Source organism: Streptosporangium sp. NPDC000563 (assembly GCF_040299985.1).
Classification (GTDB): domain Bacteria; phylum Actinomycetota; class Actinomycetes; order Streptosporangiales; family Streptosporangiaceae; genus Streptosporangium.
Genome location: NZ_JBEPDA010000029.1, coordinates 46,150 through 58,907, shown reverse-complemented (window position 1 = coordinate 58,907; position 12,758 = coordinate 46,150). Strand labels below are relative to the sequence as shown.

Genomic DNA, 12,758 nt, shown 5'->3' with positions numbered 1-12,758 from the left:
GGTCAGGAACCGGAGGTTTCCAGAGTGACGACCCGGCGCTCGGCGGCCGAGCGCCGGGCGGCCTCCAGCACGGTGAGCGCCTCGACGACCTCTTCTGGGGCGACCGGTGGCGGGGCGCCCCGGGTGAGGCACGCCACCACGTCCCGGTAGAAGCCGGCGTAGGCGCCGGGCTCGGTGGGGACGGCACGGGCCTCCTCGCCGGGACCTCCGCCCTCCGCGCCGAGGGTGCCCCACCGCTCGGACGGCTCCTCGCCGAAGCCGGGGGAGGCGGGGGTCAGCCCGGCGCGCAACTGCTCCTCCTGCACGTCCAGGCCGTACTTCAGGTAGCCGGCCCGCGAGCCCAGCACCCGGAAACGGGGGCCCAGCCGGGGAGCGACCGCGCTCACCCACAGGTGGGAGCGGGCCCCATTCGCGTGGGAGACGGCGATGAAGGTGTCGTCGTCGGAGTTCACCCCGCGGCGGCGCACGTCGGACTCGGCGTAGACCTCGACGGCCGGACCGAGCAGCCGCAGGGCCTGGTCGACCAGGTGGCTGCCGAGGTCGTACAGCAGTCCCGCGACCTCCTCGGTCCCGCCCGTCTCGCGCCAGCCGCCCTTCGGCACCGGCCGCCAGCGTTCGAAACGCGACTCGAACCGGCGCACCTCGCCCAGCGCGCCCTCGGCGACGAGGCGCTCGACGGTGCGGAAGTCGCCGTCCCAGCGCCGGTTCTGGAACACGGTCAGCATCAGGCCGAGATCGCCCGCCAGCTCCGCCAGACCGCGCGCCTGCGCGGCGGTCGCGGCCAGCGGCTTGTCCACCACCACGGGCAGGCCCGCCCTCAGCGCGGCCTGCGCGAGCGGGACGTGCGTACGGTTGGGGGAGGCGATCACGACCAGGTCGACGGAGTCCCACAGCTCGGCGGGGTCCCCGGTCGCCCGCGCGCCGTACTTCTCCGACACCTCGGCGGCCCGCCCGGGATCGCCGGTGACCACCGCGGACAGTCTCAGACCCGGCGTCGTGGAGATCAGCGGGGCATGGAAGAACGCCCCGGCCACGCCGTAGCCGACAAGGCCGACGCGCAGGTCGGTCATGGCGCGGCCGGCGGGTCGGCGGCAGGGGACGGGTGCCCGCTCCCGCGCCCGGCGAGCGGGTCAGTCACCGCGCCGCTCGTCACGCTCGGCCAGGAACGCCTCGAACTGGGCGGCGAGCTCGTCGCCGGTCGGCATCTCCGAGGACTCGGCCATCAGGCTCTCGCGCTCGGAGCCCGCCGCGAACGCGTCGTACTGCTGCTCCAGGCCGGTGATGGCGGTGGACAGCTCCTGGGAGGCCTGGATCTGCTCGGCGATCTCGGCGTCGGTCTTCTCCGCGGCCTCGCGCAGGCTCTCCAGCGGGAACACCAGCCCGGTGCCCTTGGTGACCGCCTCCAGCGCGGTCACCGCGGCCGACGGGTATTCGGCCTGGGCGAGGTAGTGCGGGACGTGCACGGCGTAGCCGAGGGCGTCGTGCCCCTTGGCGCCGAGCCGGAACTCGATCAGCGAGGCCACGCTGCCGGGCACCTGGACCTTGCCGAAGGCGCTGGTCTGGCCGGTGACCAGCTCGGGACGGCTGGCGTGGCCGGTGACGCCCAGCGGGCGGGTGTGCGGGACGGCCATCGGAATGCCGTGGGTGGTCACCAGCTTGCCGACCTTCAGCCGGGTGACCAGCGTGTCGACGGCCGCGGTGAACAGCTCCCACTCGCGGTCGGGCTCGGGGCCGCTGAGCAGCAGGAACGGGGTCCCCGTGGTGTCGTGAACCAGGTGGAGCACGAGCTCGGGGCTCTCCAGGGCGACCCAGCGATCGGTGTCGAAGGTCATGGTGGGCCTGCGGGAGCGGTAGTCCAGCAGACGGTCCACGTCAAAGGTGGCCACGACCTGGTGCTCCAGCTCGTCGAGCAGGTGGGTGACGGCGAGTTTTCCGGCGCCGCCCGCGTCCACGAACCCGTCGAAGTGGTAGAGCAGCACCGGATCGGTCAGCTCAGGGACGTCTCCGCTGAGCCGGTAGAGATCCGTCGGGTCGAACACCGTTTCCAGCCTTTCGTCGGTCGTCTTTTCAGCTCAACCCGCTGGGGGGCCGCTGAATTCCGCCTGCTCTCGGCGATCACACGGCACCCTACCGGGGCGCGGTGGGTCACATGCAGCCTGACCCTGGGCATGAGGGGTTCGCAACCCGTCCGCCCCGGCCCGGCGAGCCGGGGCGGCTCCGAGCCCGCGTAGGAGCCGAGGTCGTGGCGGGCCGCACCGACGACGGGGGACGAACACCTGAAAATGATTCACGTGATGAATCAGAAGTCCACGATATCCAGGTGTTTCCTGATGTATAGGAAAACAAGCGCCGTTCGGCCATCCTTGGGGAGTGGGAACTACTACTACGCGTAGGTCAGACCTGTCTCTCCGCATCCCTCCGCTGCCCTGTCCCTTCCCCAGCGAGGTCAACCCTCATGTCGAGCGGGTCAACACCGAGACCCTCGACTGGCTGGTGGAAACGGGCATCCTGGAGGATCCCGAGACCGTCCAGCGCTACCGCCAGGCCAAGTACGGCTGGCTGGGAGCCCGCACGTATCCCTATGCCGAACACCACACGCTCCGCCTGGCGACCGACTGGTGCGTGTGGCTGTTCGCCTTCGACGACGCCTTCTGCGAGTCGGGCCGCGGCGCCGGTGAGATAAGCCGGGCCCTGCCCCGGCTGTTCACCGTCCTCGACGACCTTGAGGCCGGGCAGGAGGTCGACGACGTCTTCGCCAGGACGCTCCTGGAGATCAAGACCAGGATCTCCAGGTACGGCGACGACGACCAGCTCGACCGCTGGCGCGCCGTTACCAAGGACTACCTCTTCGCCCAGGTGTGGGAGGCCGCCAACCGCGAGGCCGACGTCGTGCCGCAGGTGGACGACTACATCTTCATGCGACGGCGCACCGGCGCCATGCTCACCGTCTTCGCCCTCATCGACATCGCCAGCGGATGCAGCCTCACCCCCGAGGAGTGGCGCCACCCCGATGTCAAGGCGATCACCGAGAGCGCCAACGACGTCGTCGTCTGGGACAACGACCTCATCTCGTACGCCAAGGAGAGCGACGGCGCCAACTCGCGCAACAACCTCGTGAGCGTGCTCGCCAGGCACCGGGGCTACTCGCGGCAGCAGGCGATGGAGGCGATCGGCGCCATGCGCAACCGGGCGATCGCCGACATGGTGGCACTGCGCCCCTCGCTGGAGGCGCTCGGTTCCGAGGCGGTGCTCGCCTACGTGCGCGGTCTGGAGTTCTGGATCAGCGGCAGCGTCGACTACTCGCTGACCAGCTCCCGGTACACGTCCGCCTGGCAGGCCGAGGCGCCCAAGCCCTCCGCCCGATGACTCACCCCCGAACGGTCTGACCGTCCTCGTGGTCTCCGAGCGCGAGGACGATCAGCTCCTCCAGGTTCAGCTTCCTGCCCTCGGCGAAGGCCTTCTCGTGCGCCTCCTCGCCGAGGATGCGCCTGCACTCCTTGACACAGCGGTCGTGCTCGGAGTTGAAGAACGGGGAGCCCAGCTGCGGCATCCCGAAAGTCCGCCAGTTGGCCTGGCCGCCGCCCATCAGCCGGGCCGCGAGCTCCGCCTGCCCGTCTTCCAGCGACTGCTTGGCCACCACCTCGATCGCGAGGCCGATCCCGAGCACGTCGTGGAAGTAACGCTTGAGCCGCAGCGCCTCGCGCGCGTTCGACATGGCCTCGGGGGAGCGGCCCATCACCTGGTACACGCTGGCGAGCGCGTAGATGGCGTACGAGCGCAGCCACAACTCGCCGCGCTGGGTGCAGACCGCGATGCAGTCGCGCAGCAGCACCTCGGCCTCGGCCGGCTCGTTCTGGATGAGCAGCACCATGGACAGCTCGACGATCGAGGGCAGCAGGCCCGGGTTGAGCTCGCGGCCGCTCTTGTGGAACTCGATCGCCACGCCCAGCAGCGCGCTCGCCTTCTGCAGGTCGTTCTGCAGGAACGCGGCCGTGCCGAGCATCTTGGTGGCGAGGATGACCGCGCCGGAGTCCCCGACCCTGACGGCGTCGGAGCTGCACTGCTCCGCGGCCTCGATGGCACCGGTGATGTTTCCCTGCGCGCTGTTGATGTAGGACAGCACCCACAGCGCCTTGCACCGGTCGGGGCTCGGCTGGCGCGCCAGCTCCAGGGTCTTCTCCAGATAGAGCCTGCCCTCGCGGGCCAGCCCGCAGGCCACCCACATGAACCACAGCGAGGACAGAAGCTTCAGCCCCGCCTGCACCTCGCCGGGAGTGCGCAGGCAGTGGTCGAGCGCGACGCGGATATTGTCGTGCTCGTGGCGCATCCTGACGTACCAGTAGACCTGACGGGCGCCCGACCAGGCGTCCTCGCTCCGCTTGGCCAGCTGCAGGTAGTAGTCGCGGTGCCTCTCCCTGATCACGGCGCTCTCGCCGAGCTTGTCCAGCCACTCCTCGCCGTACTGCCGCAGGGTGTCGATCAGCCGGTAGCGGTGCCCGGAGGGCGTGCCGTCGCTCAGCAGGATCGACTTCTCCACCAGGCTGGAGATGAGCTCCATGATGTCCTCGGAGGGGAGGTTGTCGCCCGAGCAGACGTAGCGGGCGGCGTCGAGCTCGAAGTCCCCCGCGAAGACCGAGAGCCGCGCCCACAGCAGCCGTTCGGCCGGCTCGCACAGTTCGTGGCTCCAGCCGATCGCGGCCCGCAGCGTCTGGTGCCTGGGCAGCGCGGTGCGGCTCGCCCCCGCGAGCAGGCTGAACCGGTCGGCGAGCAGACCGAGGATCTGCTCCACCGACAGGGCGCGCATCCGGACCGCGGCGAGCTCGATGGCGAGCGGTATGCCGTCGAGCCGGCGGCAGAGCTCGGCCACCGGGCCGATGTTGCCCTCGTCCAGCATGAAGTTGGGCACCACCGCGCTCGCCCGCGTGACGAAGAGCTGCACCGCCTCGTTGGTGAAGACGTCCTCGCCCGAGGAGTCGCCGGGAACGGTGAGCGGCGGGATGGTGACCGTGTGCTCACCCCTGCAGTTCAGCGACTGACGGCTGGTCGCCAGGATGGTGAGACCCCGGGCGCTGCCGAGCAGGTCCTCGAAGAGGGTGCCGCACGCGTCGACCAGGTGCTCGCACGTGTCGATGATCAGAAGGATCTCGCGGTCGCCCAGCCACTCGACCAGCGTCTCGTCCGCCGAGCGGGCGGACTGGTCGGCGATCCCGAGGGCCGAGGTGATCGTGTGACGGACCATTCCCGGGTCCTGGAGGCGGGCCAGGTCGGCGAACCAGACGCCGTCCTTGAAGTCACCCCGCATCTGGTGGGCGATCCGCAGGGCGGTGCGGGACTTGCCGACGCCCCCGATGCCGGTCACCGTGACCAGGCGGTGCTCGCCCAGCCGCTGCCTGAGTGTGGTGAGCAACCTGGTGCGCCCCACGAAGCTGGTCAGCTCGTTGGGCAGATTGCCGTCTCGCCGCCATCCTGCTGGCGTTGTCATGGCGCCTCACGGGGGGATAGCCGGAACCTGCCACCGCATCGTACCGTCTGGGCCTTGGCCTGTCCCCGTACAGCGCGGGGCGCGGGCCCTCTCCGGACGCGGGGCGCGGGCTTTCCCGAGAAGGGGAGCGCGGGCCGCGAGGGTGGCTAGCATGGGGCTCGTGACAGTGCCCGAGCCCGATGACCTGCGCCCCGTCGACCTCGCCGACGACGGGCTGCCGATCCTGCCCGACCAGACCGTCGACGACACCGATCTCGGCTGGAACGAGTGGCGTGAGGCCGACGACGACGCCCGTCTGATCGAGGACCGTCCTCCCCACTGGTGACCTCTCCCGCGAGCCGGTCCCCGCGACGGTCCCCCGCGACGGAGCCCCTTCGCGGGGCTGTCGTCGCGGGGCCGGCCGGGAGGGCTTCGCGCGGCGGGAGGTCCCGCGGAAGACGCCCCCGCGCGTTCCGCTAGGACACGACGTCCTTGGCGCGGAAACGGCGGAAGGCGAACGCGATCAGGATGGCCGAGTAGGTGACGGAGACGGCCACCCCCTTGAGCATGCCGTCATACTCCGGCTGGGGGGCGAGGGCGTCCAGCCACGCGGTGTTCCAGAACGTCGGCAGAAACTCCCTGAGCCCGCCGAGCGCCTCGACCGCCTGCAGGATGTTGCTCACGATCACCAGGCCGACCGCTCCGCCGACCGCCCCCAGCGGGGAGTCGGTGCTGACGGAGAGCAGGAAGGCCAGCGCCGCGACCACGAACTGGCTGACCAGGGCATAGCCGATCACCACCGCGAACCTGGGCAGCACGTCCAGGGCGGCGATCGTCTCACCGGTCCCCGGCACCCGGACGTCGTTCCACCCGAAGGCGAGGGTCCCGGCGAGCAGGGCCATCACCGGCAGGCAGATCACCGCCGCCGCCGAGTAGCCCATCGCGACGATCAGCTTCTGGCGCAGCAGGCGGTCGCGCGGGATCGGTGCGGCGAGCAGATAGCGCAGTGACGACCAGCCGGCCTCGCTCGCCACGGTGTCACCGCAGAACAGCGCGACCGCGACGACCAGCAGGAAGCTCGCCGACACCGACAGGGCGAACGCCGCGAAGTTCAGCCCGCCCTCGGTGGCCAGGTCGGAGATGCGCAGCGTGGTGGTGGGCTGCCCGGATCCGGCGCCGAGCTTGAAGGCGATCACCAGGATCCACGGCAGCGCGAGCAACAGGCCGAACATCACCAGCGTGCGGCGCCGCTTGAACTGCCTGACGATCTCCACGGAGAGCGGCAGGGTGCGCCCCGGCGCGTACCCGCGCGCCGAACCGTTCTCCGCGACGCCGTTCCGCGGGGTCCCCGCCCGCGCGGGGCCGTCGCCCGCCGGGCCGGTCATGGTGCCACGAGCACCGTCGGTGTCGCTCACGCCTTCTCTCCGATCAGGTCCAGGAAGACGTCTTCCAGCCGGGTGCCGGAGCCGTTGACCGGGGTGCGGCTGCTCAGCAGTTCGGCCACGGTCCCGGCCGTGACGAGACGCCCGCGGTGCATGACCACCACGTGGCTGCAGGTCTGCTCCACCTCCGAGAGCAGGTGGCTGGAGACGATGACCGTACGGCCCCCTCCGGCGTAGCGGATCAGGACCTCGCGCATCTCGCGGATCTGGGGCGGGTCGAGACCGTTGGTGGGTTCGTCCAGGACGAGCAGGTCGGGCAGGCCGAGCATGGCCTGCGCGATGGCCAGACGCTGGCGCATGCCCTGGGAGTAGGTGCGGACGGCGCGGTCCAGGGCGTTGCCGAGCCCGGCGATCTCCAGGGCCTCGGCGAACCCGGCGTCCTCGACGGGGCGGCCGGTCGCCTTCCAGTACAGCTCCAGGTTGTCGCGGCCGTTGAGGTGCGGCAGGAAACCCGGCCCCTCGACGAACGAGCCGAGCCTGGACAGGACCGGGGCGCCGGGCACCACCCGGTGGCCGAAGATCCGGATCTCGCCGCCGTCGGGCTTGATCAGGCCCATCAGCATGCGCAGGGTGGTGGTCTTGCCCGCCCCGTTGGGGCCGAGCAGGCCGAGCACCTGGCCGTGCTCGACGGTGAACGACAGATCGTTCACCGCGAGCTCGCCGTTCCGGTACGCCTTGGTCAGGCCATCGATCCGCAGCGGCACGGAGTCGAGCCCGGGGTCGTGCTCGTCGGCGGCGCGGCGGCGTCCGGCGAGCAGCAGGACGGCCGCGACGACGAGGGAGAGCAGCGGCAGTGCCCAGATCCACCAGGCGGGGCCGGTCGAGGGGGTGCGCAGGGTGGCGTGGGTGGGGACGGTCACCTCCGGCGAGGCGAGGGCGACCGTGTGGACGGCCGGGGCCGCGGGGGTGCTGTAACCCAGGTCGGTGGTGGTGAACGCGACGCGCAGCCGGTGCCCGACGTCGAACCTGTGGTCGATGGCCGGCAGGGTCACCGTGGCCTCCCCCGAGCCGCCCTCGGGGATCGCGATCCTGATCGGGGCGACGAGCCCTTCCGGCAGGAGCGGTGCCTGGGTCGCGCCCGCGACGTCGTAGAGCTTGGCGAACAGCGTCACCTCGTCCGCCGCCCGCGCCTCACCGCTCTCATTGCCACTCTCTGGGCCGCTCCGAGTGCCGCTCTGTGGGCCGCCCTCCGCGACGTCACCGGCCGCGGGGGACCCGGAACGTCCGGGCGTCACCCGCACCCGTACGGTCGAGCTGCCGGTGACCTGGAGCGGGGTGGTGAGCGGGGCGGAGTCGAAGACGGCGCTCTGGCCCGCCATGTCGATCGACAGGTTCGCGGTGGCGGCGCCGCCGAGACCGCCGAAGCCGGGGACCGCGGAGATCGAGGCGGGGGAACCGCCCGGCGGGTTCGCGACCTGCTGCTCGGGGCCGCTGAGCGGCACGGAGGTCTGGCCGGTGCCGCTCAGCCCGGGGTAGCCGTCGGCGACGGCGTGCAGCTGGACCGGGCGACGGGTGCCCGGGTCGCGCCCGCCGTCGCGGGTGACGGTGAAGGCGTCCTCCTGCCCGGCCGCCTCGCTCTCCTTCAGGTGGCGGTCGAACCAGCCGAGCGTCTTCTCGTGCAGCCAGTCGACCTCGCCGTTGCCGCCGTCGTGGCCGCCGTCGAACCAGGCGACCTCCACCGGGGCGCCGGTGGCGGCGATCGCCCTGGCGTTGGCGTCGGCCTGCCCCAGGGTGAACAGCGAGTCGCGCTGTCCCTGGAGCAGCAGCGTGGGGACCTTGATCCTGCCGGGTACCGAGATCGGGCTCGACCTGCGCAGTGTCTCCACCGCGTCTGCCGTCGCCCGTCCGCTTTCTGCCACCTTCTGGTACATGTCACAGATCTCCGGCAGGAACCGGCCGCACCGGACCTCCTCCGCGGTGAGCGGCCTGGGCCGGCCGGGCGGCGACCCGTTCCCGGCTTCCGCGTCCTCCTCGCCTCCCCCGGCTCCCGCGCCGGTCTGGCCGAGGGCGGCCAGACCGGCCGCGCCCGGGGTGGGACCGCCCCGGCTGAAGAACAGCCCGGCCCACATGCGCTTGAACACCCCGCTCTCCGGGCCCTGCCCGGTGGCGTTCGGGAACAGCGCGTCGGCCAGGTCGTACCAGGTGATCTGCGGGACGATCGCGTCGATCCTGGGGTCGTGGGCGGCGGCCATCAGGGAGATCGCCCCGCCGTAGGAGCCGCCCGCGATGCCCACCCGAGGGTCGCCCGCCGCGTCGAGCCGGACCTCGGGCCGCTTGGCGACCCAGTCGACCAGCCGGCGCACGTCCTTGACCTCGTAGTCGGGGGAGTTCAGCGCGATCTGTCCCGAGGAGCGGCCGAAGCCGCGCGCCGACCAGGTCAGCACGGCGTAACCCTCCTGCGCCAGCCGTACGGCGGCGTCCCGCACGCTCAGCTTGCTGCCGCCGAACCCGTGCGCGAGCAGCACCGCAGGGGCCCTGCCGCCGCCGGCGGGAGGGAAGAAGCTCGTGTCCAGCGTGACCCGCTGGTCGTCCTCCGGCCCGTCGAGCACTGTGATCATCTGGTCCTGGGCCCGTACGCCGGGAGCGGACGGCCACACCAGCCAGGCCGCGGCGCCGACGACCAGCACGACGATCGCAGCGATCCCCGAGATGCGGATGGTCCGTTTTCCCCCACGTTGCATGACGAGAGCCTACTGATTGCAGCTGAAAGGCTCCTGAGACCGTTCTCAGGAGCGTTCCAGCGGTCAGTCGCCGACCGGTTCGGTCGCCGGTCGTCGCGGCGGGGACGAACATGGGTGATCCACCCACGTGGAGCAGGGGAGGCGTCCCGATCCTCAGGGTTGTCCCCGATTGCGGACCGAGGTGAAGGAGCGGCATCATTTCGACGCGTGAAGCCAGTAGAGAGCCTTCGAAGAAGAGCCACTCCCGTGATCGAGTGGGCTCTGCCGTATTGGACGCGCGGGGAGGCCGGCAGGGAGACCCCGGAGGATCTGTTCAGGGTCCTCTACCTCGGGTGGCTGGTGGCTTTCTCGTTCAAGGTGCTCGGAGCGTCCTGGGACGTCTCCTGGCACTTCAAGTGGCTTCGCGACGACCTGGCGCCGCCGCACCTGCTCAACAGCGTCGGCACCGCTCTCGCCCTCGCTCTCACGATCATCCACATCTACACCGGCTACGGCGTGGACAAACTCGCGCAGCGTCTCATCGCCTGGGGCACGGGCATCTTCCTGGTCGCCGTCCCGCTGGACCTGATCAACCACCGGATCAACGGGCTCGACATCACCTCGTGGAGCCCGTCCCACCTCATGCTCTACATCGGCACGCTTTTCATGATCTGCGGCGTCATCCGGGGCTGGTTCGTGCGGGCGCTCCCGGGACGGACGCGCACGCTGGTCCTCGGCGGGCTCTTCGTGTTCCTCTTCGAGAACGTCTGGTTCCCGGCCCAGCACCAGGAGTACGGCGTGTACGCCATCTCGGCCTGGGACCGGGGGGCGCCCGAGGCCGAGCCGATCCTGATCAAGTTCGCCGCCGACCAGATCGGCCTGCCGGTGACCGACAGGGCCGTGGCGCTACACTTCGCGCTGCCCGTGCCCGACCAGCTCTACCCGCTCTACGCGGCGATCGCCGCCGTCCTGGTGGCCGTCTACGCCCGCGCGATGATCGGCCGGATGTTCTCGGCCACCGCCGTGATCGGCGCCTACGTCGTCTTCCGCACGCTGATCTGGCCGCTCCTCGCCGCGGCCGACTTCCCGCGCTCGGCGATCCCGGTCTTCCTCATCGCCGGGGCGCTCGCCGTCGACCTGGCGTTCCTGATCAGGAATCCCGTGGTCAGGGCACTGGTCGGATCCCTCGGCGCCACCCTCCTGATCGACCAGGCACTGCGCTTCCAGCACGCGACGTTCATGGCGCCGCCGCTGGTGCCCCCCACGACCATGGTGATCGGGGGGGCGGGACTCGCGGTCCTGTGGCTGGCCGCGGAGTGGTCCTTCGGCCGCCACACGCTGCGGGCTCAGGACAGGGAGGCAGTGGTCAGCGCGACCGCGACCCCGTAGGCGAGCCCCATCACGGCGATCTCGGCGGCCGCCCACGCGACGACCGCCGTCGCCCGCCTCTCGGCGATGTGCGGCAGCAGGCGGAAGCGGATGTGGGCGGCGAACGGGATCAGCAGTGCCACGCACGCGACCTTGGCCAGCACCAGCAGGCCGTACTCACTGGTCAGGAGAGCCCCGGGGAGTTCCACCCCGGGGGTGAGGGCCATCGTGGCCAGGCCGTTCACCAGGCCGGAGGCACTGACCACGACGAGTGCGAGGGTCGCGAGCCTGGAGAACGCGGGCAGCACCCGCGCCAGCAGCTCCCGGTCCCCGGTGACCAGCAGGATGATCGTGAGCAGGCCGCCGGTCCACGCCGCCGAGCCCATCACGTGCAGCTCCATCGAGATCATGATGGGGTCGTGCCAGAGCGAGTCGACCGCGTGGCCGGTGACCGGGATCGGCAGCAGCCCGAAGAAGGCGATCACGATCCGCAGCTCGGCGGGGACCTTCTCGCCGTACCGCACGGCCAGCAGCCCGATCCCGGCGTAGGACAGCGCGCAGGCGGCGCTGAAGAGCATGCCCTGCCCGGCGCCGACGCTGTCGACGTACTCGGCGATCATGCCGGGGGTGGGGACCAGGCCGGGGTTCAGCTCGGCCGTCTGGAAGACGATCACGACCAGCGCCAGCAGTGCCCAGGCCCAGGCGAAGGTCACGGCCGCCGGCCGGGCCCGGCGCATCACCGGCTCCGTGCGGTCGGGGTCGTCGAACCCGAGCAGCTTCGGCAGCAGGCTGAGCCCGACCACCGCCACCGCGGCGAGGTCCAGCAGCACCCGCAGCACCGGCAGCCCGTACTCCACCAGCGGTCCGGGAATGGCGATCCCCGGCACCGCCTCCTGGCGGGAGAGCGCCGTCGCGGTCAGCACGGCCACCAGGGCTCCGGAGACGAGCCCGCCGACGACCAGCCTCCTGGCGGTGCCGGCCTCGGCGGCAGGCTCGGCGGTCAGGGTCATCCCGCGCCCCCCTGCTCCTTCGTACGGCGCATCGCCACGACGGTGGCCCCGCCCAGCAGGACGATGGAGCCCGCGATCCACAGCACGGCCATCCCGGCACCGCCGTTCTGCGCGGCCTCGGCGGCCTGGGCGCCCAGATCGGGTTCCTGCGGCGCGGCGGCGGAGGCGACGGGGGCGGCCGGGGTGGCGGCGGCCGGATCGGCGGAGGACTGGGCGGACGCGCCGGGGCCGGGGGCGGTGAGGGTGAAGGTGATCTTGCTGGAGACCGGGTGGCCGTCGGAGGAGAGGATCCGGTAGCCCACCGCGTACTCCCCGGCGGAGCCGAGGGGTTTCACACCGACGCTCACCTTCGCCCTGTCGACGGTCGTCTTACCCTCCTCCCAGCGCGTGCCGTCCGGGCCGATCACGCTGATCTGCGCGAAGCCCTGCCGGACGGGCTGGTCGAAGGTGAGTGTGATCTTCTCGGGACCGGTGGCCAGCTCGGTACCGTCCTTGGGGTCGCTGCTGATCAGCACGTTGTGGGCCTGTGCCGGGACGCCCGCGCCGAGCAGCGCGGCGGACGCGAGCAGCAGGACCGTGAGTAGCCGCCTCACCGGTCGTGGCCTTCCTTTGGGGTCGTCATGACGAATGACATGCTCCCACCCCGGCCTCCCGCCCGGGAATCGCGCTCGCGCGTCTCATCTCGTCCGTCCATCCGTGCCCGTGCCCGGCTGAGGGGACCCGTGCGCCGGCGGACGGGCCGATTCCGGCGCTCCGGCCACCGAGGGGGAACGACGGGGGCCGATGGGGGCCGGCGAGGGCTGACGGGAAGCGCTGG

10 protein-coding genes are annotated in these 12,758 nt (G+C 71.4%); 3 read left to right on the top strand and 7 right to left on the bottom strand.

Annotation, left to right across the window (positions count from 1 at the left end; genetic code table 11):
• Window positions 1-2 precede the first annotated feature (2 nt).
• Window positions 3-1,070 (bottom strand): Gfo/Idh/MocA family oxidoreductase, encoded by a 1,068-nt coding sequence (locus ABT352_RS36360; RefSeq protein WP_350949569.1) that lies wholly within the window; start codon window positions 1,068-1,070, stop codon window positions 3-5.
• Between the two features lie 60 nt (window positions 1,071-1,130).
• The gene (locus tag ABT352_RS36355; RefSeq protein ID WP_350949568.1) at window positions 1,131-2,039 is read right to left on the bottom strand and encodes a proteasome assembly chaperone family protein; all 909 of its coding nucleotides are present in this window, start codon (window positions 2,037-2,039) and stop codon (window positions 1,131-1,133) included.
• A gap of 331 nt (window positions 2,040-2,370) precedes the next feature.
• Here ABT352_RS36355 and ABT352_RS36350 point away from each other — a divergent pair, with 331 nt between their 5' ends.
• A complete protein-coding gene (locus tag ABT352_RS36350; protein WP_350949567.1) occupies window positions 2,371-3,366 on the top strand; it encodes a 4-epi-cubebol synthase in 996 nt (331 codons plus the stop codon).
• 1 nt (window position 3,367) lies between these two features.
• On the opposite strand, the gene ABT352_RS36345 is transcribed toward ABT352_RS36350, so the two are convergent.
• Complete coding sequence (locus tag ABT352_RS36345; RefSeq protein ID WP_350949566.1) at window positions 3,368-5,482, bottom strand: ATP-binding protein; 2,115 nt, start codon at window positions 5,480-5,482, stop codon at window positions 3,368-3,370.
• A gap of 160 nt (window positions 5,483-5,642) precedes the next feature.
• Here ABT352_RS36345 and ABT352_RS36340 point away from each other — a divergent pair, with 160 nt between their 5' ends.
• On the top strand, window positions 5,643-5,807 hold the full coding sequence (locus tag ABT352_RS36340; RefSeq protein ID WP_350949594.1) for a hypothetical protein: 165 nt from the start codon (window positions 5,643-5,645) through the stop codon (window positions 5,805-5,807).
• A gap of 130 nt (window positions 5,808-5,937) precedes the next feature.
• Here ABT352_RS36340 and ABT352_RS36335 read toward each other — a convergent pair whose 3' ends face one another.
• Together ABT352_RS36335 and ABT352_RS36330 are read right to left on the bottom strand one after the other, a co-directional pair.
• Entirely contained in the window at window positions 5,938-6,876 is a 939-nt protein-coding gene (locus tag ABT352_RS36335; protein ID WP_350949565.1) for an ABC transporter permease, read from the bottom strand.
• Window positions 6,873-9,584, bottom strand: coding sequence for an alpha/beta fold hydrolase (locus ABT352_RS36330; RefSeq protein WP_350949564.1), 2,712 nt, complete (start codon window positions 9,582-9,584; stop codon window positions 6,873-6,875). The genes ABT352_RS36335 and ABT352_RS36330 overlap by 4 nt, the downstream gene beginning before the upstream one ends.
• A gap of 246 nt (window positions 9,585-9,830) precedes the next feature.
• Between ABT352_RS36330 and ABT352_RS36325 the strand changes: the two genes are divergently transcribed.
• A complete protein-coding gene (locus tag ABT352_RS36325; RefSeq protein ID WP_350949563.1) occupies window positions 9,831-10,952 on the top strand; it encodes a hypothetical protein in 1,122 nt (373 codons plus the stop codon).
• On the opposite strand, the gene ABT352_RS36320 is transcribed toward ABT352_RS36325, so the two are convergent.
• Together ABT352_RS36320 and ABT352_RS36315 are read right to left on the bottom strand one after the other, a co-directional pair.
• Window positions 10,910-11,941, bottom strand: a complete 1,032-nt coding sequence (locus ABT352_RS36320; RefSeq protein ID WP_350949562.1) for a CopD family protein — start codon at window positions 11,939-11,941, stop codon at window positions 10,910-10,912. The genes ABT352_RS36325 and ABT352_RS36320 overlap by 43 nt on opposite strands.
• On the bottom strand, window positions 11,938-12,534 hold the full coding sequence (locus tag ABT352_RS36315) for a copper resistance CopC family protein (RefSeq protein WP_350949561.1): 597 nt from the start codon (window positions 12,532-12,534) through the stop codon (window positions 11,938-11,940). Before ABT352_RS36315 ends, ABT352_RS36320 begins: the two co-directional genes overlap by 4 nt.
• Between the last annotated feature and the right edge of the window lie 224 nt (window positions 12,535-12,758).